We start from the raw sequence: 22,350 nt of genomic DNA on the forward strand, positions 1-22,350 counted from the left end.
CATCTCATCCCGGTGCTCGAGAATGTCCGCGATGCCGAGGAAGGCCCGATCCTCGTCCATGTCGTGACCAAGAAGGGCAAGGGCTATGCCCCGGCCGAGGCGGCGGCGGACAAATATCACGGGGTGCAGAAGTTCGACGTGATCACCGGCACCCAGGCCAAGGCGCCGCCGGGGCCGCCGGCGTACCAGAATGTATTCGGCGACGCGCTCGCCGATGCGGCGGACAAGGATCCGACGGTGTGCGCGATCACCGCGGCGATGCCCTCGGGCACCGGGGTCGATCGCTTCGCCAAACGCCACCCCGAGCGCGCGTTCGACGTCGGGATCGCCGAGCAGCATGCGGTGACCTTCGCCGCCGGGCTCGCGGCGCAGGGGATGCGGCCGTTCTGCGCGATCTATTCGACCTTCCTCCAGCGCGCCTATGACCAGGTGGTGCATGACGTGGCGATCCAGAACCTCCCGGTGCGCTTCGCGATCGACCGCGCCGGGCTGGTCGGCGCCGACGGGGCGACGCATGCCGGCAGCTTCGACATCGCCTATCTCGCCTCCTTGCCCAATTTCGTGGTGATGGCGGCGGCGGACGAGGCCGAGCTGGTGCATATGGTGCACACCTGCGTCGCGCATGACAGCGGGCCGATCGCGGTGCGCTATCCGCGCGGCAACGGCACCGGCGTTCCGCTCCCCGCCGACCCTGAGGTGCTGGCGATCGGCAAGGGCCGCATCGTGCGCGAGGGCAAGACGGTGGCGATCCTGTCCTTGGGGACGCGGCTGGGCGAGGCGCTCAAGGCCGCCGAGGCGCTCGAGGCCAAGGGCTTGTCGACGACGGTGGCGGATTTGCGCTTCGCCAAGCCGCTCGACGAGGAGCTGATCCGGCGGCTGCTTTCCACGCATGAGGTGGCGGTGACGATCGAGGAGGGCTCGGTCGGCGGGCTCGGCGCGCATGTGCTGACGCTGGCCTCCGACGCCGGGCTGATCGACGCCGGGCTCAAGCTCCGCACGATGCGGCTGCCCGATCGCTTCCAGGATCAGGACAGCCCCAATGCGCAATATGCCGAGGCCGGGCTCGACGCCGACCATATCGTCAATACCGTCCTCAAAACATTGCGGTGGAACCAGACCGGCGCGGTCGAGGAACGTCTGCGTTCATGAAGCCATTGCTGCTTGCCCCGGTTGCCTTGTTCCTGCTTTCCGCCGCTGCGCCGTCCGAACCGGCGCGCGGCGTCTTGACCGTCGACGTCGGCAACGTCCGCGCGGCGACCGGGCTGGTGCAGGTCGATGTCTGCCCGGAGGCGAAATTCCTCAAGGAGGATTGCCCCTGGTCGGGCAATGCGCGCGCGCGGCTCGGCACCACGCGGGTGACGATCGGCAATTTGCCGCCGGGCCATTATGCCGTGCAGGCCTATCTCGACGAGAATAGCAACGGCAAGGTCGACCGCGGGCTGTTCGGCATCCCCAAGGAGGGGATCGGTTTCTCGAACGACGCCAAGATCCGCCTCGGGCCGCCGAAATTCGCCGAAGCGGCATTCGCTTTCAACGGCCATAGCCATACGATCGCCTTCCAGCTGCGGTATTTCATGGGCGCGAAAGGGCCACCTGCGCGGTGATGCAACGCTCCCCGGTGGCCGGCCTTGTCGCGGCGAGCGTGCGGCGCCCGTGGCTGACGATCGTCGGCGCGGTGATACTGGCGGCGCTGGCGCTGGTCGTCGTGGCCGACCGGTTCGCGATGACCACCGACACCGCCGCGCTGATCTCCCCCGATGTCGACTGGCGGCGGCAGGAACGCGCGATGGAAGCCGCCTTCCCGCAGCTGACCGATGCGATGCTGATCATGGTCGACGGCGCGACCCCCGAACTCGCCGAAGACGGCGCCGCGCGGCTTGAAGCGCGGCTCGCTCAGGACAAGGCGCATTTCCGCCGCGTCACCCGCCCCGACGGCGGCGACTATTTCGCGCGTCAGGGGCTGTTGTTCGGTAGCGAAAAGGAGGTGCGCGACGCCACCGCGGCGTTGGTCGAGGCGCAGCCGATGCTCGGCCCGCTCGCCGCCGATCCCAGCCTGCGCGGCGTCGCCGGCGCGCTCTCGACGATGGCCGACGGCGTCGCGGCCGGGCAGGTGTCGCTCGATCGCATCGACAAGCCGATCCGCGCACTGGCCGACGCCACCGACGGCGCGCTGCGCGGCCACCCGGCGCCCTTTTCGTGGCAGCGACTGTTCGCAAGCAGCGGCGGCGCGCTCGCGCCGCCGACACGCCGGCTCTTGCTGGTCCAGCCGATGCTCGATCATAGCGCGCTGATGCCCGGCGAGGCGGCGACCGATGCGGTGCACGCCGCCGCCGGCGCACTGGGGCTCGATGCGGCGCACGGCGTCCGCGTCCAGCTCACCGGCGAGGTGCCGCTGGCGGATCAGGAATTCGCCAGCCTGCAAGAGAATATCGGGCTGGTCGGTGCGGTGATGCTCGCGGCGATGCTGATCACGCTTTGGTTCGCGACGCGATCGGTGCGGCTGGTCGCGGCGATCCTGATCACGATCGTGCTCGGGCTGATCCTGACGATGGCGGCGGGGCTGCTCGCGGTCGGGCGGTTCAACGTGATCTCAGTCGCCTTCATCCCGTTGTTCGTCGGACTGGGGGTCGATTTCGGCATCCAATTGTGCGTCCGCTACAATGCCGAACGCGTCGAGGGTGCGGCGCCCGACGCAGCGATGCAGCAGGCGGCGGTCGCGCTGGGCGCGCCGCTGACGCTGGCGGCGGGCGCGATCTTCCTCGGCTTCGGCGCGTTCCTGCCGACCGATTATATCGGCATCGCCGAACTCGGGCTGATCGCCGGAATCGGGATGGTGATCGCGCTGGCGCTGAGCGCGACCTTGCTCCCCGCTCTGGTGATCGTCTTCCGCCCCGATCGGCCGCGCGGCGAGGTCGGGATCGCCGCGCTCGCGCCGGTCGATCGGCTGCTCGAGCGTCGCCGCGGCGCGGTGCTCTGGGCATTCGTTGCGGCACTGATCGTCAGCATCGCGTTGCTGCCCTGGGCGTCGTTCGACTTCAACCCGCTCCATCTGCGCGATCCGAAGGCGCCATCGATGCGCGCGCTCGCCGATCTGACCCGCGACCCCGATCGCACCCCGAACACGATCGACGTCCTCGCGCGCAGTACGAACGAAGCGCAGGTGCTGACCCGCAAGCTCGCCGCGCTGCCCGAGGTGGCGCATGTCGTCTCGCTCGATAGCTTCGTCCCCGATGATCAGCCGGCCAAGCTGGCGCTGATCCAGGACGCCGCGCTGCTGCTCGACGTGACGATCAACCCGCTCGATATCGCCGCGCCGCCGAGCGACGCCGAAATGGTCGCCGCGCTCACGCAAAGCGCCGCGCGGCTGCGCGAGATTTCCGCCGGCAACCAGACGCAAGGCGCGCGCGACGCGCAACGCCTCGCGTCATTGTTCGACCAGCTGGCGCAGGCCGCGCCCGCCAAACGCGCGGCGCTCAACGCAGCGCTCGCCAAGCCGCTCGGGGTGATGCTCGATCAGGTCCGCACCGCGTTGCAGGCTGCACCCGTGACGCGCGCCGATCTGCCCGCCGATCTGGTGCGTAGCTGGGTCGCGCCCGATGGGCGGGTGCGGCTGCAGGTCTTCCCCAAAGGCGACAGCAACGACAATCGCGTCATCACCCGCTTCCGCGATGCGGTGGCCGGGGTGACGCCGGCGATTTCCGGCTTGCCGGTCGGCACGCAGGCGGCGGCGGGGACGATCGCCGGCGCGTTTGTCCGCGCCGGGATTCTCGCCTTCCTGCTGGTCAGCGTGCTGCTGTTCGCGGTGCTGCGCGACGTGCGCGAGGTGGCGTTCACGCTGGCACCGGTGGTGTTGTCGATCTTCCTGACGCTGGGAAGCTGCGTGCTGATCGGGCAGCCGATCAACTTCGCCAATATCATCGCCTTCCCGCTGCTGTTCGGGGTCGGGGTCGCCTTCCATATCTATTTCGTGATGGCATGGCGCGCCGGAGCGACCGGGCTGCTGCAATCGAGCCTGGCGCGCGCGGTGCTGTTCAGTGCGTTCGCCACCGGCACCGCGTTCGGCAGCCTGTGGCTGTCGCATCATCCGGGGACCGCGAGCATGGGCGAAATCCTCATGATCTCGCTGATCTGGACGCTGATCTGCGCGCTGATCTTCGAACCTGCGCTGCTGGGGCCGCCGAAAGGATCGAGCGGGATGCGATCAAACAGGCAAAGTTCACAAAGTTCACACGAGTGACCGGCGGGTCGAATCCTGGATTTCGAAAAATTATATCGATATTACAATCAATTATATTGAATCCCCTCACCCCGGCACAAGCCCCGGGGTGACGGCTCACATTACTAACCCCGCGCGAGCTGACGCGCCTCACCGAGCTGCCACGCGAGCAGCGTCGGCACCCCGATCGCCAGATCGCGCGCGCGCTTCGCCAGCGACAAGGCCAGCGCGCTTTCCGGCGGCAGGCCGAACAATGGCCCGGCGAGCGCATAGGCCGCCTCCTGCACCCCCAATGCGCCGGGAATGAAGAAGGCGACGCTGCGCAAGGTGAAGATCAGGCTTTCGAGCGACAGCATGTCGAGCAGCGAGATCGGCACCCCCATCAGCCGCAGCACCAGCCAAGCCCCCGCCCCGCTCGCCACCCACGCCGCGAGGTTGAACCCGAAGGCCAGAGCGACGCGCCCGCGCCGCGCGTAAATCCCCGCCAGCTCGGCACGGATATCTTCCAGCGCGCCGCGCCCCGCCGGGACGAAACGCCCCGCGATCCGCGCGGTCAGGTCGAGCGCGGTGCGTTGCCCGGCGAAAAAGGCGAGGATGATCGTCACCATCACCGCCGTCCCGCCGAGGATCGGCCCGCGCAGCGCCACCGCCGCGCCGTCGCCGATCAGCAGCGAGGCCATCAGCGCCAGCCCGAACAAGGTGTAGGCGAGCTGCGCCGCCATCTCGGTCGTCATATCGACCACCAAAGAGCCGTAGACCCGCGGCATCGGGATACGCGCGACGGTCAGCGTCCGCGCGCCGATCACCACCCCGCCGAGCTGCGAGAAGGGCAACAGGTCCGACACCGCCTCGCGCACCATCCGCGCCCAGGAAAATAGCCCAAGCCGCCCCAGCATTTCCCCCGGCGCGGCGGCAAGCCATGCGGCGCCGAGCAGCACGAAGGTGCCGAGCGACCAGCCGCAGAACAGCAGGAACCCGCCAACGCCGATGCGCCGCGCGACCGACACCACATCGGCAAAACCGGTCGCGCCGAAGGTCCAGACCGCGACCGCCAGCCCGGCGACCGTCGCCAGCAGCAGGCCGGCCCGCGCGAAACCGTTCAGGCGGCCGCTCCCGCCGGCTTCGGCTTTTTCATGAATTTGAGCGCGAGCCGCATCATCGCCGGCACGAAGCGCGGGCGAATCAGCCGCTGGTCGTAAGGTGCCAGCCGGCGATCGTTCTCCGACAGGCAGATGCTGGCGAGTTCGGGGAAGGTCACCTCCACCCCCAGCTCCTTCGAGCCGTTGAGGGTGAAATTATTCTCCTGCGCCTTGGTGTTGTCGCCCATGCCCTTGGCCATGTCGATCCGTTCCCAGATCAGGAACAGCCACACCACGATCACCTTGGCCTCGAAATAGGGCCGGCGCCACCACGGCATGTTGCGCCGCCACCACGCCACCCAGTTGACGAAGAACAGGATATGCCGCCCCTCCTCACGCATGACGGGCTCGAACGTGTCGATCAGCTCGGGCGGGAAGAAGCCGGTATCCTTGGCAAGCTTGAACAGCCCGAAGCCGAAGAAGCTGTCGATACATTCCGAATAGCCCGAGCGCATGAAGGCCCATTCGGCGTCCTTGGGCTTGATATAATCGGGTTCGGGCTCGAGCTGGATGCCATAGGATTGCACCATATCGGCGAGCACCACCTTGTGGCGGCGCTCCTCGAACGCGTCCATCTCGACCGCGGACTTGAGCAGCGGATCGCGCACCGTTTCGCCGAACGTCTTGACGAACAGCCCGGTGCGTCCCTCGGTCTGCACCGCCATATCCCAGATCGGCAGCGAGACGATCTTGTCGCGCGTCGCGGGCTCCAGCTCGGGCCAGTCGATCAGCGCGGGGCGATAGGGATCGTGCGTATCGAGCAGCATCCGGCTGAACAGCATCAGATGCTCGGGGCTGCCGAGCCGCACCGGCCCGACCGGGAGCGGCGCCTTGCTGTCGAACTCTCCCCAATCGGGCACGAGATTCATTACTTTACCTCAAGCGAAATCGGCAAAACGGCCGAGCGCGATCCTCTCGCGCGTAATCAGCGACGGCGCAAGCGCATCGGTCAGCGCGGCGAGTTCGCCGGGATAATCATAGCCGGGCGCGGCGCCGGGATAGGGGCCGGTCGCGGGGTGGGTGTAGATTTCGCTCAGCCCGTCGGGGAGATGGTCGAGCAACCCCCGCACCCGCGCTGCTGTCATCGCGCCGGACCAGGCGAGACCGAAGACGTTATCGGGCACGGCCATCCCCGCTGCGCGCATCCGCCGGCGCACCAGCCTGGCCCAGATCGTCTCGATCCGCGGGCCGGATGCGCCGCCCTCGATCGCATTGAGAATGGCGCGATCCTCGATCGGGGCGCGGATCGACCTCATCCCGAAGCGCCGCCCGGCCCTGAGGATCGTCCCCGCGATCGTCGGATGCAGGTGATAATGTTTGTGCGCATTGACGTGATCGAGCGGCAGCCCGGTCGCGGCAAAGGCGGCGAATTGCGCCTCGACCTCGGCGGCGAGCTGGCGCCGCGCGGCGGGGGAAGCGAAGATCCGCGCCCCGGTCCGCGCCATATCGGTGCGGAAATTGCCGTCCGGCGCGACCAGCGCGGGCAAACGCTCGGGAGGCAGCATCGGCCGCCCCTCGACCAGCACGATATGGAGGCCAACCCCCAGCGTCGGCATCACGCGCGCCCGCGCCACCGCATCCGCCGCGGCATCGCCCGCGACCATGAGGCTGGCGGCGGTGAGGATGCCGTGGCGGTGCGCCTGCTCAACCGCGGTGTTGACCTCGATCGACGCGCCGAAATCGTCGGCGGTGACGACGAGCCTTTTCACTTTTGCGCTGCGGTCACCCGCGTTCCTTCTCCCGTCATTCCCGCGCAGGCGGGAATCCATTGACGCTGCGGGCGCGATTCCATCGCAAAGCTCAGCGTGAATGGATCCCCGCCTTCGCGGGGATGACGACGTGGCGGGCGGAGGATCACGCCGCTTCCTTGCGCCGCCGCAGGAAGTCGAAGAACTCCACGCCTTCGCGCAGCCGGCGCTTCATCATGTCGAAATCGCGCAGCATCTCGCCGACGATCGACCCGATCTTGCGCGGGCGGAAGTAGAAGCGTTTGTAGAATTCCTCGACCTTGTCGAAGATCACGCTCGCCGGCAAATGCGGATAGCTCAATTGCGCGATCTGGTTGCCGCCGTCGGTCAGCAGATGATCGCTGCCGTCGAACCAGCCGTTTTCGGTCGCCTGCTTATAGAGAAAGGTCCCCGGATAAGGCGCCGCCAGCGACACCTGGATCGTGTGCGGATTGATTTCCTTGGCATATTCGATTGTTTCCTCGATCGTCTCCAGCGTCTCGCCGGGCAGGCCGAGGATGAAGGTGCCGTGGATCACGATGCCGAGCTCGTGGCAATCCTTGGTGAATTGCCGCGCGACGTCGACGCGCAGCCCCTTCTTGATATTGTGCAGGATCTTCTGGTTACCGCTTTCATAGCCGACGAGCAGCAGCCGCAGCCCGTTGGCCTTGAGCACCTCCAGCGTCTTGCGCGGCACGTTGGCCTTGGCGTTGCAGCTCCACGATACCGGGAAGCCCGGCTTGCCGAAGCCGAGTGCACCCAGCGCGCGCGCCAGTTCCTCGACGCGCTCGTGATTGTCGGTCAGCGTATCGTCGTCGAAGAAGATCTCCTTGGTCTGGGGGATCTCCTTCAGGATGTACTGCACTTCCTCGATCACCTTGGGGACCGAGCGATAGCGGTAATTGTGCCCGCTGATCGTCTGCGGCCACAGGCAGAAGGTGCAGCGGCTCTTGCACCCGCGCCCGGTGTAGAAGCTGACATAGGGGTGGCGCAGATAGCCGCCGAAATATTTCTCGATCGTCAGGTCGCGCTTGTAGACCGGCGAGACCATCGGAAGGACGTCCATGTCCTCGATCGGCGCGCGATCCTTGTTGCGGATGAACGCGCCGTCGGGCGCGCGCCAGGTGATCCCGTCGACCTCGGCGAGCGGCTTGCCCTCGGCGATGTCGAGGATCGTGAAATCATATTCCTCGCGCGCGACGAAATCGACGTGCTCGCTCGCGGCAAGGCTCTTGTCAGGCTCGACCGCGACCTTGGCGCCGACGAAGCCGACCAGCGCCTTGGGGTTGCGCGCCTTGATCAGCGCGGCGGTGCGGATGTCCTGATTGAAGCTCGGCGTCGAGGTGTGGAGGATGACAAGCTCCTTGCCGTCCACCTCATGCGCGATGTCTTCCCAGCTCTGGTCGTGCGCGGGCGCATCGATCAGCCGCGATCCGGCGACCATCGCCGCGGGCTGCGCCAGCCAGGTGGGATACCAGAAGCTGCGCACCTCGCGCTTCATCTGGTAGCGCGCGCCGGCGCCGCCGTCATAACCGTCGAACGACGGGGCCTGCATAAACAGTGTACGCAACGTCATGGGAGGGGGATCTCCGGTTCGGCCGCGATCCGGCCGTGTTTCTCCATTTTAAGCGTTGCGCCGCGCCAATCAACCGATCGTACCCCGAGGCTCGCGACAAATACCGCGAACGTCAGGCAATCGCGTATCGGCAGCAGCCACAACGACGCAGTGCGCGTGCCCGCGCGCCGATCGGCGACGTAGGCCACGCCAAGCCGCGACACCAGCGCAAAGGCGGCCGCCGCCAGCCCCCAGCGCGGTTGACACACGATATCGCACAAGGCGAGCGGCAGCGGCATGCCGATCACCCCCAGCATATAGGCGCCGGGCACCACATCGCGCACCGTCGCCCCCCAGCGCAGTTCGTGGCGCCACAATTCGCCGAAATTGCGCTCGGCCGAGGCATGGGTGACGAGCATCGGCGGGACCGTCACCAATGCGCCGCGCGCGGCGATCGCCTCGCCGATCGCATAATCGTCGGCCAGCACGTCGGCGAACGCGCGGAAGCCGCCGATCGCCGCCAGCATCGGGCGCCGCATCGCGATCGTCGACCCCATGCACGGCCGCGCGAGTCGGTGCGCCACGCCGAACACCGCGCCGGGAAGGAATTGCCAGCTCAGCCCCGCCGCGCCGACCCGCGACCAGAAGCCCCCGTCGCCGCGCCCGTAATAAGCGAGCGTCACCGCCCCCACCCCCGGACGGTCGAGCGCGGAGAGCAGCCCGGCGAGATAATCCGGGCGTGCCGCCATGTCGCTGTCGCTCAGCACGATCACGTCATGCGCGATATGCGGCTCGAGATTGATGAGGTTGGCGACCTTGCCGTTGGCGCCGTGCGGGGTGGGATCGACCACCAGATCGATCCGCGCCTGCGGGAAGCGCACCTTGAGCGCCGCGACCGCGGCGATCGCGGGATCGTCCGCGCGCTGCACCCCGCACAAAAGCTGGATCGGGCCGTCGTGATCCTGTTCGAGAAAGCTGGCGAGATTGTCGACAAGGCGCGGCTCGGCGCCGTGGAGCGGCTTGAGTAAGGTCACGCCCTCGCTACGCCGGCCGGCGGGGACCGGGTGCGCGAAGAACCGTCGCATCGTGAAGGCGGCCGCGATCATATAGAGCGTCCCGAGGACGCTCAGGCCGAGCAAAACCCAGCCCATCACATTGATAATCGCCACGAACCCCATGCGGGCTCCCTATCCCACCCGTTCTCGCGTGGGTAGGGGCCAGACCGAGCATCCTTTCGCCCTCCCCTCCCTTGAACAAGGGGTCAGGGGTGGGTTGGCCTGCGGGGATATCGTTCGGGTGCCCCCCATACCCACCCACCCCCGGCCCCTCCCTTCACCAGGGAGAGGAGAGAAATGCACCAGATTGTCCTGATCGACTTTCGACCCTAGAGCCACCCGCGTGAGTTCGCCCGCCCCCTCGCTTACCCTCGTGACCGGCGTGTCCGGCTTCGTCGGCTCGGCGGTCGCCCGCGCGCTGGCGGCGGAGGGGCACCGCGTCCGCGGGCTGGTCCGCGCTTCTAGCCCCCGCGCCAATCTGCACGATTTCCCCGGCGAACTCGTCGAGGGTGACGCGCGCGATCCGGCCAGCGTCGCGGCGGCGATGCGCGGCGTCCGCCACCTGCTCCACGTCGCCGCCGATTATCGCCTGTGGGCGCCCGACCCCGAGGAGATTGTCCGCAACAATCGCGCCAGCACCGAAACGGTGATGCGCGCCGCGCTCGCCGCGGGGGTCGAACGCGTGGTCTATACGTCGAGCGTCGCGACCCTGCGGCCGCGCGACCACGGCCCCGCCGACGAAACCCGCGCCGCGACCCCCGAACAGGCGGTCGGCGTCTACAAGCGCAGCAAGGTGGTGGCCGAGCGGCTGGTTGAGGCATTGGTCCGCGACGAAGGGCTGCCGGCGGTGATCGTCCAGCCCTCCACCCCGATCGGTCCGCGCGACGTCAAGCCTACCCCGACCGGGCGGATCATCGTCGAGGCGGCGAGCGGGCGGATGCCGGCCTATGTCGATTCGGGGCTCAACCTCGTCCATGTCGACGATGTCGCGGCGGGGCATGTGCTTGCGCTGGAACAGGGCCGCGTCGGCGAACGCTATATCCTCGGCGGGCAGGATGTGATGCTCGGCGAGATGCTGGCAGAGATCGCCGAGATCGTCGGGCGCAAGCCGCCGACGGTGCGCATCCCGCGCGCGCCGCTCTTTCCGCTCGCCTGGGCGAACGAGCAGATCGCGCGGGCGACCGGCGGCAATCCCTTCCTCACGCTCGATTCGCTGAGGATGGCGAAATATCGCATGTTCTTTTCCTCGGCGAAGGCCGAAGCCGAGCTCGGCTATCGCGCGCGGCCGTATCGCGCGGCGCTCGAGGATGCGGTGGCGTGGTTCCGGCAGGCGGGGATGATCCGGTGATCTGGAGCTGGATTGCAGGGCTCTCGCTGGCGATCTGGCTGGTACTGGTGTTCGCGCGGCACGGCTTCTGGCTGGCGCGCGAGCGCGACACGCGCGACCTGCCCGCCGCCCCGGCGTCCTGGCCCGATGTCGTCGCGGTCGTCCCGGCACGCGACGAGGCGGCGCTGATCGCGCGGTCGCTCGGCAGCCTCGCCGCGCAGGATTATCCCGGCGCGTTCCGCATCATCCTGGTCGACGATTCGTCGAGCGACGGCACCGGCGATATCGCCCGCGCGCTCGCGTCGCCGCGGGTCGAGGTGGCGCAGGGCCTACCCCTCGCCGCCGGCTGGACCGGCAAGCTCTGGGCGGTCGCGCAGGGGGTGGAGCGCGCCGGCGCCTCGCCTACCTATCTCTGGCTCACCGACGCCGATATCGAGCACGCGCCCGATACGTTGCGGATGCTCGTCACCCGCGCCGAGGCGGGTAAGCTCGCGCTCGTCAGCCTGATGGCACGGCTGCATTGCGCCACTCTCGCCGAGCGGATGCTGATCCCGGCCTTCGTCTTCTTCTTCCAATTGCTCTATCCGTTCGGGCTGATGAACCGCGCGACCGGGCCGGGCGGCGCGGCCGGCGGCTGCATGCTGGTGCGGCGCGAGGCACTGGAAGCGGCAGGCGGGATCGCCGCGATCCGCGACGCGCTGATCGACGATTGCACGCTCGGCGCGTTGCTCAAGCGGCAGGGGCGCATCTGGCTCGGGCTGACCGATCGCTCGCGCAGCATCCGCCCCAATGACGGCTTCGGCGCGATGGCGGCGATGATCGCGCGATCGGCCTATGCCCAGCTCGGCTATTCGCCGCCGCTGCTGGCGGGGACGATCCTCGGGCTGGCTGTGGTCTATCTCGCGCCGCCGCTGCTCGCGATCTTCGCGCACGGTTTCGCGCGTTTCGCCGGGCTGGGTGCGTGGGCGCTGATGACGATCGCGTTCCAGCCGATGCTCGCTTTCTACCGCCGCTCGCCCTTGTGGGGCGTCGCGCTGCCGGCGATCGCGGCTTTCTACGCCGGATGCACCTTGCTATCGGCGTGGCAGCATGCGCGCGGGCGCGGCGGAATGTGGAAAGGGCGGGCGCAGGCAGCGGCCGGGGCACGATGACAGACACAGCCGATCTCGCCTCGGGCAAGGGCCATCACGACGAGAATTTCCCCGTCGCCAGCTTCCTCTTGCGCCCCGAGCATCGCGCGCCGGTGATGGCCTATTACCGCTTCGCGCGCGCCGCCGACGATATCGCCGACAACGAACAGGCGACGCAGGCGACCAAGCTCGACCTGCTCGCCCGGATGCGTGCCGGGCTCGACGGCGACGGCCCGCCCGAGGCGGTGGCGCTCGGCGCGGTGATGGCGGCGCGGGGGATCGACCCGATCCACGCGCACGACCTGCTCGACGCCTTCGTCCGCGACGTGACCGAGGCGCGTTGCGCCGACTGGGACGATCTTATCGGTTATTGCCGGCTGTCTGCGATGCCCGTCGGCCGCTTCGTGCTCGATGTCCACGGCGAGAGCCGCGAAACCTGGCCTGCGAATGATGCGCTCTGCGCCGCGCTCCAGGTGATCAACCACCTGCAGGATTGCGGGAAGGATTATCGCACGCTCGGCCGGGTCTATATCCCGCTTGATACCGGCATCGACCTCGCCGACCTCGCCCGCCCGCGCGCCACCCCGGCGCTGCGCGCGATCATCACCGCGCTGGTCGAGCGCACGCGCGATCTGCTTGACCGGTCGGCGGGTTTCTCGGCGATGATCCGCGACCGTCGGCTCGCCGCCGAAGTCGCCGCGATCCACCGGCTCGCGGTGAGCCTGTGCGATCGGCTCGCGACGCGCGATCCGCTGAGCGAACGCGTCCACCACGGCAAGCTCGAAGCCGCGCTGCTCGGGCTCAGTGCCGCGGTCCCTGCGCTGCTGCGGCGCGCGGCATGAGCGAGGTTACCGCCAACCCCGCCGCACAGGCCGGCGGCAGCTCCTTCTATGCCGGAATGCGGCTGTTGCCCAAGGCCGAGCGCGAGGCGATGTACGCGATCTACGCCTTCTGCCGCGCGGTCGACGACATCGCCGACGACCAGCAGGGCGACCGCCCCGGCCGCGCCGCCGCGCTCGATCGCTGGCGCCGCGATCTCGATGCGCTTTATGCCGGCGGCGATGCGGGTCAGGCCCAAATCGTCGCCGAAGCGGTGCGGCGCTTTGGGCTCGACCGCGCCGATTTCGAGGCGGTGATCGATGGCATGGCGATGGACGTCGCACGCGATATCCGCTGGCCGACGATCGACGAATTGGACCTTTATTGCGACCGGGTCGCCTCGGCGGTGGGGCGGCTGTCGGTGCGCGTGTTCGGCATGCCGCACGCGCCGGGCATCGAGCTGGCGCATCATCTCGGCCGCGCGCTCCAGCTCACCAATATCCTGCGCGATATCGACGAGGATGCCGCGATCGGCCGCGTCTACCTGCCGATCGAGGCGCTGGATGCCGTCGGGATCACTCCGACCACGCCGGAGGCGGTCGCCGCCGATCCGCGGATCGACCAGGCGGTGCGCCCGTTGGCGGAACGCGCGCGCGCGCATTATCGCGCCGCCGATGCGATCCTCGCCGCCCGCCCCGCGGGCCATTTGCTCGCGCCGCGCCTGATGGAAGCGGTCTATGCCAAATTGCTGACGCGGATGGAAACCGTCGGGTGGGCGCCGCCGCGCCAGCGCATCCGCGTCAGCAAGCCCGCCTTGTTGTGGACGGTCGCGCGGCTGGTGGTGACGCGTTGACGTTCGCGCGCGCGACGATCGCCGGCGCCGGGCTCGCCGGGCTGTCCGCCGCGGTGCGGCTGGCGGAAGCGGGCGTGCGGGTGCGCATCGCCGATTCCGCGGCGCAGGCGGGCGGGCGCTGCCGTTCCTATTACGACCGACAGCTCGGGCTGACGATCGATAACGGCAATCACCTCGTGCTCGCCGGGAATGAGGCGGTCGCGCGGTTCCGCACGACGATCGGCGCGACCCAGCCGCTCGCCGGCCCCGAACAGGCCGATTTCGCCTTCGTCGACCTGACCGACGGCGCCCGCTGGACGATCCGCATCAATCAGGGCCGCGTACCGTGGTGGGTCTTTTCACCCGGCCGCCGCGTGCCGGGAACCGGCGCGCTCGACTATCTGCGGCTTGCGCGGCTGATTACCGGCGGGCCGCGCGATATCGTCGGCGATCGCGTCGACACCGACAGCCCGGCGTGGCGCAAGTTGATCGCGCCGGTGCTGCTTGCGGTACTCAACACGCCGCCCGCCAGCGGATCGGCGCAGCTGACCGCGCAGGTGTTGCGCGAATCTCTGTTGAAGGGCGGTCAAGCCAGCCTGCCGCGGATCGCCGAACCCAGCCTCGCCGCTGCCTTTGTCGACCCGGCGGTGGCGTGGCTCGCCGCGCGTGAGGCGCCGCTGACGCTCGGTCGCCGGCTCCGCGCGATCGTCACCGAGGGCGATCGGGTCAGCGCGCTCGACTGGGGCGACGGCGCCGAGCCCGTGGCGGCGGACGAGGCGGTGATCCTCGCGGTTCCGTCGTGGGTGGCGACCGCGCTGCTGCCCGAGATATCCGCGCCCGATGCGTTCCATGCGATCGTCAACGGGCATTTCGCATTGCCCGCGCCGCACGGGATGCCGCCTATGCAGGGGCTGATCGGCGGGACCGCGGAATGGCTGTTCGCCTTCCCCGATCGCCTCTCGGTGACGGTCAGCGCCGCCGACGCGATCGTCGACCTCGATCGCGAGGAGCTGGCGCGGCGTTTCTGGGGCGATATCCAGCGCGCCTGCGGCTTCACTGCGGCGATGCCGGCGTGGCAGATCGTCAAGGAAAAGCGCGCGACCTTCGCCGCCACCCCGGCGCAGGATGCCAAGCGCCCGCCCGCGACGACGCGCTGGCGCAATCTGTTCCTCGCCGGGGACTGGGTGCAGAACGGGCTGCCGGCGACGATCGAGGGCGCATTGCGCGCAGGCGAGACGGCGGCACGGCTGGTGCAGCAATTCCGCCATTGACCAATATGCGCGGCGCGCCAAATGATACCCGATATTCAAAAGCCGGAGCGACCATGACCGATCACGATCTCAACGATCTGCATGATGGCGCGATACCGGCGGCGACTCTGGTGATCTTTCGCGCGGCGGGCGGCGGGGCGCCCGAATTGCTGATGGTCGAGCGCGCCAAGGAAATGTCGTTTGCCGGCGGGGCGATGGTATTCCCCGGCGGACGCGTCGACGGGGGCGATCATGTGCTCGCCGAGCTGCTCGGCGGCGACGCGGAAACCGCCTCGCGCATCGCCGCGATCCGCGAGACGATCGAGGAGACCGGCGTACCCGTCGGGCTGAAACCGATGCCGTCGGCAGAAGCGCTGGCCGCGATGCGCGCCGCGCTGCATGCCGGCACGCCCTTTGCCGAGGCCTTGGCCGATGCGGGGTCGGCGCTCGATCTCGATATGCTCGAACCCTGGGCGCGCTGGCTGCCGGCGCATCGTGGGATGAAGCGGTTCGATACCCGCTTCTACCTCGCCGAGCTGCCGGCGGACGCGCCGCGCGCCACCGTCGATGCGACCGAGAATGTCCGGCTGGTTTGGGCGACCGCGCAATCGGTGCTCGACGATGCCGACGCCGGCAAGCTGGCGATCATCTTCCCGACGCGGCGCAATCTGGAGCGGCTGGCGCTGTTCGACAATTTCGCCGACGCGGTGGCGCACGCCCGCGCGACCCCGATCCGGATCGTCACGCCCTGGACCGAGGAGCGTAGCGGCGAGCAGCACCTCTGCATCGCCGACGATGCGGGCTATCCGGTGACCTCGGAGCCACTGTCCGGCGCGATGCGCGCTTAGCGCCTTTCACGAAAGAGAATCCGTTCGCCCTGAGCTTGTCGAAGGGCGTCCTGCCGTCCGCGAGTTGGGACGCCCTTCGACAAGCTCAGGGCGAACGGGGAAAAGCGCCTTCCTGCTCAATGCGGCAGCGCGCTGGCCTCGACCTTTTCCACCCAATGCGGGAAGAACGCCGGCTGGCGCGACGACCAGCCCGACGCGGTCGCCGCCGCCTCGCTGATCGACTGGAGCAATTTGCGGCGCAATTCCGGGTGAAGATGCGGCAGCGCGGCAGCGGCGCAGAAGGCGCCCGGCAGCCACGGCCGCACATTCGCCCCGATCAGCCGCTCGTAGAGGAAGCGATAGGCGGAGAAAGTCGGCAGCCGCCCCTGCCCGAGATCGAAGGCTGTGACCGTGATCAGCGGCGCAAGAAACGCCTCGACCCGATCGAGCCCGCTATCGTCAGGCACCAAAGTACGGATTTCGGGAAGCCGCTCGTAATGCCGGGCCTGTGCGCGGATGCTCGCCGCCTCGACCACGTCGCGCGACCAGCGCGTCATCGCGTCCTCGCGCTCAAGACCTATATCGAGACTGCGCCGGATGTAGCGTTGCGTCGCCGCGGCAAAGCCAGCGAACTCTTTCATCTCGGCGAGTGTCATCGCACCTTCCGCCGGCTTCATCCTGGCACTCATGACCCACCTCAGCCCGTACCAAAGCCTGTACTCAACAAGCGAAGTTATCTTACGCCACGGTGGTTAACCCTACCCTTAACGCTATGATGCCCCGCGTTCATAAATGAATCACGGACCTTGCCGCGCCGCAACATTGGATGCGACGAACCGAGTCACATTGTTGAAATTGCGCGACAGGGTGCGTCTTTTACGCAACAATCAGTCGTTCACCGCCCCGACCAGCGCAACGAGTGCGCGCAATCGCGGCAACCCGCCGGGGGTGGCGATATAGCGCGGCTCCCAGCGCGGCTGAAACTTGGCCTTGAACGCGCGCAGCCCGGTGAAGCGATAGAGTCGCTCGCCGCGCTCGAACAAGGTGCGGCCGATCTTGGCCCAGATCGGCGCCAGCCGGTCCTCGGGCAAACCCGCCAGCGGGGCGATGCCGAGGTTGAAGGTCGCATAACCCTGCGCCCGGCCCCATTCGAACAGCCGCACGAACATCATGTCCATCGTTCCGCCCGGCGCATCGGGAATATAGCGCATCAGATCGACCGACATCTCGCCGCCGTCGCCGTCGGGCGCGCCGTTGGTCCAGATATTGGCGAAGGCGAGCATCCGTTCCCCGTGCCGCACCACCGCCACCGGGAAGCGCGCGAGATAATCGGGATCGAACGGCCCCAGGCTGAAACGCTTCTCCCCGCCCGGCCGATCGACCAGCCACGCATCGGACACCGCGCGCAGATCGGGCATGATCGCCGGCACTTCCGCGGGCGGCACGACCGCGAAGGTCATGCCCTCGCGCGTGGCACGGCGCAGGGCGGCGCGAAAATCCTTCGCCTGCGGCCCCTCCAGCGTGAAATCGGCGAGATCGACATGCGCCTCCTCGCCATATTTCATCGCCTCCAGCCCCATATCGATCGTCAGCGGGAGCATGTCGGCGCTGATCTGGTAGAAGCATAGCCGGCCATGCGCCGCGTCGCAGGCGCGGCGGATCGACCAGACGAGCTCGCCCCACGCCGCCTCCGGCCCCACCGGATCGCCCATCACGATCCACGTCCGCCCGCGCACGCGATACATCAGGAAGGCATCGCGCGCGGTCGAGATGACGAACCTTTTGTCGCCGGTGAAGGCGAGATTGGCGTCGGTGCGACTGGCATAAGCGAGCGCGGTCTTCGCCACCTCCGCGGGCAGATCGGCGGTGCCCGCGGCGGGGCGCGCGCTGCGCCCCATCAGCAAATGCCAGAAGGCGATCGCCGCCATCAGCACCCCGGCGGCGAAGGTCGCGCGCAGGAAGCGCGGCGCATTGCCGTTGAGGGCGAACCGCCACCACAATTCGTCGCTATAGGGCACGCGCTTGTAAGCGAAGAAGCCGGCCCAGACGCTCAGCCCCAATGCCGCCGCGGCGGCGGCGAGCCAGCGGCCGTCGAGCGGCTCGGTGGCGATCCCGCCGCGGCGATAGAAGGCCGGGCGCGCATATTGCAGGATCGCGAGGATGACGAACTGCATCCCCGCTTCCTCGTAATCGAGCCCCTTGAGCAGCGAGAAGACGATCCCCGCGACGAGCAGCACGCGCGCCATCACGAACCCGCTGCGCAGCCGTGCGTTGAGCGCCGGCGCGACGAGCAGCAGCAAGGTGCCGACGAGGCTCCCCGCGAGATGCGACCCCTCGATGAACGGCAGCGGCAGCAGCGCGTCGAGATCGCTCAGCCGGGTGCGCACCCCCGGCAGCGCGCCCGAGACGAGCAGGATGAACCCCGCCGCGAACACGAGCAGGGTGATCGCCCCCGGCGCCAGCGCACGCCCGACCTTATCGATCAGCGAGAGCCCCGCGCCGATCGGGCGGCGCAACGCGCTCGCTTCGCGCAGCACCAGCACGCTCGCCGCGACGAACAGCGGCAGCAGATAATAGACCAGCCGGTAGAGCAGCAGCCCGGCGAACACCGCGGGTTTGTCCGCCGGGAGCGCAGCGAGCACCACCGCCTCGAACACCCCCAGCCCGCCGGGGACGTGCGCGAATATCGCGACGACGATCGCCAGCACATAAGCGACGAAGAAAGCGGGAAAGACGTCCGCCTCCAGTCCCGGCACCAGCACGAACAGCACCGAGGAGGCGATCAGCAGGTCGACCACCGACACCGCGACCAGCGCGAACAGATGCCGCGCATCGGGCAAAGGCAAGGCGAAGCCGTCGGCGCCGAGCCGACGGATGCCCCCGGCGCGCAGGATCACCGGCACCACCGCGATCGCCAGCAGCGCGAGGCCGAAGGCATGTGCCGCACCGGTCTCCAGCGTCCAATGCGCGAGGTGCAGCGGCGCCTGCTGGATCAGCAACGCGACCCCGGCGGTCGCGGCGATGCCGTTCCAGAAGGCGAGCGTACCGATCGCGCCGACCTTCACCGCCTCTGCCAGCGAAAGGCCCGCCTGCCCGTAGATGCGATAGCGCGCCGAATTGCCGGTGAGCAGCGACAGCCCGAGATTGTAGCTGATCGCATTGCCGAGGAACGAGGCGGTCGCGCCGACCTGCCACGGCTGCGGCCGCCCGATCACGCGCAGCGCGATCCAGTCGTGGAGCGTCAGCAGGGTGTAGCTCGCCGCGGTCAGCGCCGCCGCCAGCGCGATGCGATCCGCCGGGACCGCGCCGAGCGCCGCGCGCACGTCGCGCAGATGCACCTCGTCGAGCACGAGGCGCAGCGCGGCGAGGCCAAGCAAGGCGACGCACGCCACCGCCGCCGGTATCCACCAGCGGCGATGATGCGAGAGAAGCTCGGAAATCGCGAGTCGGCGGCGCTGCATCACTGCAGACGATGCCACTCCTGCGAGCGGCAGAAATAGTGCCTGATGAGGCAGCCCGAAATCTTCAGCCGATCCGGCGCGACCAGCTTGAGATGCGAGGGGAAGCTGCGCCCCATATCGGGGACGTAGAACCGCCCCGACCAGGTGCCGTTGGCGTCTGCACGGTAATTGCGCAGCAACTGCGTGCCGATGAGATGCGCGACCCCCGCCTCGCGCGCATCGGCCCTTGCGGCGCCGTTGGCCCAGACGATCGCGCCGCACAGCCCGCCGTTGCACGCGGTGGTGCGGATCATCAGCGAACCGCGCGGGTTGCTCCACACCCCGAACGGCGAGGCAGCCGCCGCGGGAGTCGCGGTCAGCGCGCAGACGGCGATCGCCGCAAGGTGGCGCATACGGCTCATGCCGCCGCCCGCGTCAAACCGGAAGCACCCACCCCCGTTCGGGCCAACGGAGAGGGTTTTGCGCCCACCGTCCCCGTGGCGCGGTCGATCGCGAGCATGATGTTGCGGACGATCGCATCGGTATCGAATTTCAAGAAATGGCCCCCCGGCATTGCCACATCGGTGGCGTTGGATTGAGTCGCGCCGTCGCACGCGCTTTCGGTTTCATCGGCGCCGTGGATGCAGGTCAACGGCGCCCAGGTGATCGCGCGGATATCGCGCCGCCCGTCGCTGTCGGGCGTGCCCAGATAGGTGATATTGCTGGGATCGGTGCGGAAGAACACGTCGCGCCCCGGCACCACCAGCACGATCGCGGCGATCCGGCGGCGCAGCTCGGCCGGCAGCGCCGGGAGCGACGCCGCCAGCACATCCGCGCCGAACGACCGGCCGATCAGCACCAGCCGGTCGGCCGGCGACGCCGCAAGCGCGTGGCGCACCGCCGCGGCGACGATCCGGTTGGTTTCGGCGGCGGTACGGCGGGTGCGGAAGGCGACCGGGGTGTTGAACCCGGTGACCGAGATGCCCGCGCCGGCCAGCGCATCGGCGCTCGTCGCGCCGATCCCGAAGCTGAGACCCATGTCGCCGGAGAAATAGAGCGCCGCGATCCCGCGTCCCGGTGCGGTCGCCGCGACCTGGACATAAGGATCGCGATCGAAATAGGTCGCGCGATAGAAGACCCCGATCAGCACCGCCGCGAGCACGCCGCCCGTGATCGCCAGCCGATACGGCCAGCGTTTGCGTGGGGTGTCCAGAATCGGCGCTTGGCTCCCGTGCATGATTCGAGCATTAACACCGGCAGGATCTAACCGCACTGTCAGCAACATGACGAAATTGTCATGCGATCGGTCATATTCCCCCGTCATTCCCGCGCAGGCGGGAATCTATTCTGGCGGGTCCATCGGATAAGTCGCGAGGCCAGCGTCAATGGATTCCCGCCTTCGCGGGAATGACGGGGAATGTTGCGAACAGGACGACGCCCTCCCGATTGACTCAACAAAGCGATGAGAACAAAATAGGAACGAAACCCCGCTACGAGTCGTACCCCCGTGCCAACCTCCGCCGTCATTGCCAAGCTTCGCGATACGCTGCGCGCGATCGAGGGCGACGGGCATCGCCGGCGCGAGACGTTGCCGTTCGGCATCGGCGAGATCGATACGCGGCTGGCGGCGGGTGGGCTCAGGCTCGATGCGCTGCACGAGATCGCGCCGGCCACCCCCGACCTCGCCGACGATGCCTGCGCCACATTGCTGCTCGCCGGGATCGCCGCGCGCGCCTGGGGGCCGGTCTTGTGGGTGGTGCGGCGGCGCGATCTGTTCGCCCCCGGCCTCTATCAGGCGGGGCTGTCGCCCGAACGCGTGATCTATGCCGAGGCGCGCGACGATGCCGAATTGCTCGCGCTGATGGAGGAAGGCATCCGCCACCGCGGGCTCGGCGCGGTGGTCGGCGAGGCGCGCCGCGCGGCGATGGCCTCGACCCGCCGGCTGCAACTCGCGGCGGAGGGCGGGCGGACGATCGCGCTGCTGATGAAACGCCACGCGCGTGAAGGCGGCGACCCGCTGGCGGTGCCGTCCGCCGCGGTGACCCGCTGGCGCGTCGCCGCCGCGCCTTCCGCCCCGCTCCCGACGCGCGGGCTGGCAGGGGGCATCGGGCGGGCGCGCTGGCATCTGTCGCTCGTCCGCCAGCGCGGCGGCGATCCTTTCGATCTGAACGTGGAGGCCGTGGATGAAACGGGTCGCCTCGCTCTACCTGCCGCATTGGTCGATCGACCGCGTCGTCAGGGCCGAGCGCCGCACGCTGCCGCCGCCTGACGCGCCGCCGGTTCCTGCTGCACCCCCGCCCCGCCCCGCCGAACGCATCACCGGCTGGCGCCCCGGCGCGCGCTGGGCAAAGGGCGAGCGCGTCGCTGCGCGGCCGACGATGGCGCATGCCGCGCCGCCGCTCGTCACCGTGCAGCGCAGCGCCAACCGCGTCGAGATCGCCGCCGCTTCGCCTGCCGCCGCGGCTTTGGGAATCGCACCGGGGATGGCGCTGACCCAGGCGCGCGCTTCGGTCCCCTCGCTCGACGTGCGCGATGCCGATCCGGCGGGCGACCACGCCGATCTGACGCGGCTGGCCGAGGCCCTGGCACGGCGCTGGTCGCCGCATGTCGCGATAACCGATGCGGACGGGCTGATGCTCGATCTGACCGGGGTGGCGCATCTCCACGGCGGCGAGGAACGGATGGCACGACAGCTCGTCCGGCTGCTCGCGCGATTGGGGTTCGGCGCGCGGATCGCGATCGCGGATACGGTCGGCGCGGCCTGGGCGCTGGCGCGGTACGGCGATGCATTAATACGGGATCACTTGTCCCCCGTCCCCCCGTCACCCCGGGCTTGTCCCGGAGTCCACCGGGCATCAGGGGCTGAGCAAGAAGCTCATGCCGTTTGGCTTGGCTCTCGGTGGACCCCGGGACAAGCCCGGGGTGACGCATCCTATGGTGCGCGCGATGCCTTAAACTCCCCCGTTCGCCCTGAGCTTGTCGAAGGGCGGCCCCGACTCTCGAACGGCAGGACGCCCTTCGACAAGCTCAGGG

General features: G+C 68.8%; 20 protein-coding genes. 11 read left to right on the forward strand and 9 right to left on the reverse strand.

Annotated elements, in window-relative coordinates; all coding sequences use genetic code 11:
* The 3 genes from NED98_RS22670 to hpnN form a co-directional block, all read left to right on the forward strand.
* The coding region (locus NED98_RS22670; protein WP_284699695.1) for a transketolase C-terminal domain-containing protein at positions 1 to 1,149 on the forward strand (1,149 nt) is incomplete at its 5' end.
* Positions 1,146 to 1,604: a DUF2141 domain-containing protein gene (locus NED98_RS22675; protein WP_179512207.1), complete on the forward strand. Its 459-nt coding sequence runs from the start codon at positions 1,146 to 1,148 to the stop codon at positions 1,602 to 1,604. The genes NED98_RS22670 and NED98_RS22675, both read left to right, overlap by 4 nt.
* Complete coding sequence (gene hpnN, locus NED98_RS22680) at positions 1,604 to 4,237, forward strand: hopanoid transporter HpnN (protein ID WP_265314635.1); 2,634 nt, start codon at positions 1,604 to 1,606, stop codon at positions 4,235 to 4,237. The genes NED98_RS22675 and hpnN overlap by 1 nt, the downstream gene beginning before the upstream one ends.
* Positions 4,238 to 4,341: 104 nt before the next feature.
* Here hpnN and NED98_RS22685 read toward each other — a convergent pair whose 3' ends face one another.
* The 5 genes from NED98_RS22685 to hpnI form a co-directional block, all read right to left on the reverse strand.
* Positions 4,342 to 5,355, reverse strand: coding sequence for a lysylphosphatidylglycerol synthase domain-containing protein (locus NED98_RS22685; protein ID WP_349293287.1), 1,014 nt, complete (start codon positions 5,353 to 5,355; stop codon positions 4,342 to 4,344).
* The gene (locus NED98_RS22690) at positions 5,316 to 6,224 is read right to left on the reverse strand and encodes a ferritin-like domain-containing protein (protein WP_265271858.1); all 909 of its coding nucleotides are present in this window, start codon (positions 6,222 to 6,224) and stop codon (positions 5,316 to 5,318) included. Before NED98_RS22690 ends, NED98_RS22685 begins: the two co-directional genes overlap by 40 nt.
* Positions 6,225 to 6,233: 9 nt before the next feature.
* Entirely contained in the window at positions 6,234 to 7,064 is an 831-nt protein-coding gene (gene hpnK, locus NED98_RS22695; protein ID WP_265314622.1) for a hopanoid biosynthesis-associated protein HpnK, read from the reverse strand.
* 145 nt (positions 7,065 to 7,209) lie between these two features.
* Positions 7,210 to 8,658: a hopanoid biosynthesis associated radical SAM protein HpnJ gene (gene hpnJ, locus NED98_RS22700; RefSeq protein ID WP_179512210.1), complete on the reverse strand. Its 1,449-nt coding sequence runs from the start codon at positions 8,656 to 8,658 to the stop codon at positions 7,210 to 7,212.
* The gene (hpnI, locus tag NED98_RS22705) at positions 8,655 to 9,815 is read right to left on the reverse strand and encodes a bacteriohopanetetrol glucosamine biosynthesis glycosyltransferase HpnI (RefSeq protein WP_265314624.1); all 1,161 of its coding nucleotides are present in this window, start codon (positions 9,813 to 9,815) and stop codon (positions 8,655 to 8,657) included. The genes hpnJ and hpnI overlap by 4 nt, the downstream gene beginning before the upstream one ends.
* A 220-nt stretch (positions 9,816 to 10,035) precedes the next feature.
* Here hpnI and hpnA point away from each other — a divergent pair, with 220 nt between their 5' ends.
* From hpnA to NED98_RS22735, 6 genes are read left to right on the forward strand one after another with little or no spacing between them, the layout of a single operon-like run.
* On the forward strand, positions 10,036 to 11,040 hold the full coding sequence (gene hpnA / locus NED98_RS22710; protein ID WP_265314626.1) for a hopanoid-associated sugar epimerase: 1,005 nt from the start codon (positions 10,036 to 10,038) through the stop codon (positions 11,038 to 11,040).
* The gene (locus NED98_RS22715) at positions 11,010 to 12,170 is read left to right on the forward strand and encodes a glycosyltransferase (RefSeq protein ID WP_265271866.1); all 1,161 of its coding nucleotides are present in this window, start codon (positions 11,010 to 11,012) and stop codon (positions 12,168 to 12,170) included. The genes hpnA and NED98_RS22715 overlap by 31 nt, the downstream gene beginning before the upstream one ends.
* Positions 12,167 to 12,991 carry a squalene synthase HpnC gene (gene hpnC / locus NED98_RS22720; protein WP_265314628.1) on the forward strand — a complete coding sequence of 275 codons (825 nt, stop codon included), beginning with the start codon at positions 12,167 to 12,169 and terminating at the stop codon, positions 12,989 to 12,991. Before NED98_RS22715 ends, hpnC begins: the two co-directional genes overlap by 4 nt.
* Positions 12,988 to 13,821 carry a presqualene diphosphate synthase HpnD gene (gene hpnD, locus NED98_RS22725; protein WP_179512213.1) on the forward strand — a complete coding sequence of 278 codons (834 nt, stop codon included), beginning with the start codon at positions 12,988 to 12,990 and terminating at the stop codon, positions 13,819 to 13,821. The genes hpnC and hpnD overlap by 4 nt, the downstream gene beginning before the upstream one ends.
* Complete coding sequence (hpnE, locus tag NED98_RS22730) at positions 13,818 to 15,071, forward strand: hydroxysqualene dehydroxylase HpnE (protein WP_265271872.1); 1,254 nt, start codon at positions 13,818 to 13,820, stop codon at positions 15,069 to 15,071. The genes hpnD and hpnE overlap by 4 nt, the downstream gene beginning before the upstream one ends.
* Positions 15,072 to 15,124: 53 nt before the next feature.
* Positions 15,125 to 15,898, forward strand: a complete 774-nt coding sequence (locus tag NED98_RS22735; protein ID WP_179512215.1) for an NUDIX hydrolase — start codon at positions 15,125 to 15,127, stop codon at positions 15,896 to 15,898.
* Positions 15,899 to 16,014: 116 nt separating this feature from the next.
* Here the strand turns inward: NED98_RS22735 and NED98_RS22740 are convergent, their stop codons facing one another.
* The 4 genes from NED98_RS22740 to NED98_RS22755 form a co-directional block, all read right to left on the reverse strand.
* On the reverse strand, positions 16,015 to 16,566 hold the full coding sequence (locus NED98_RS22740; protein WP_179512216.1) for a hypothetical protein: 552 nt from the start codon (positions 16,564 to 16,566) through the stop codon (positions 16,015 to 16,017).
* 198 nt (positions 16,567 to 16,764) lie between these two features.
* A complete protein-coding gene (mprF, locus tag NED98_RS22745; protein ID WP_265314630.1) occupies positions 16,765 to 19,338 on the reverse strand; it encodes a bifunctional lysylphosphatidylglycerol flippase/synthetase MprF in 2,574 nt (857 codons plus the stop codon).
* Positions 19,338 to 19,739, reverse strand: a complete 402-nt coding sequence (locus NED98_RS22750; RefSeq protein ID WP_265314632.1) for a DUF2147 domain-containing protein — start codon at positions 19,737 to 19,739, stop codon at positions 19,338 to 19,340. Before NED98_RS22750 ends, mprF begins: the two co-directional genes overlap by 1 nt.
* Positions 19,736 to 20,554, reverse strand: coding sequence for a virulence factor (locus NED98_RS22755; protein ID WP_265314634.1), 819 nt, complete (start codon positions 20,552 to 20,554; stop codon positions 19,736 to 19,738). The genes NED98_RS22750 and NED98_RS22755 overlap by 4 nt, the downstream gene beginning before the upstream one ends.
* A gap of 270 nt (positions 20,555 to 20,824) precedes the next feature.
* On the opposite strand from NED98_RS22755, the gene NED98_RS22760 reads away from it, so the two are divergent.
* A complete protein-coding gene (locus NED98_RS22760; protein WP_209547669.1) occupies positions 20,825 to 21,586 on the forward strand; it encodes an ImuA family protein in 762 nt (253 codons plus the stop codon).
* The coding region (locus tag NED98_RS22765; protein WP_489886383.1) for a Y-family DNA polymerase at positions 21,501 to 22,350 on the forward strand (850 nt) is incomplete at its 3' end. The genes NED98_RS22760 and NED98_RS22765, both read left to right, overlap by 86 nt.

The organism is Sphingomonas lycopersici (assembly GCF_026130605.1).
GTDB classification, from domain to species: domain Bacteria; phylum Pseudomonadota; class Alphaproteobacteria; order Sphingomonadales; family Sphingomonadaceae; genus Sphingomonas; species Sphingomonas lycopersici.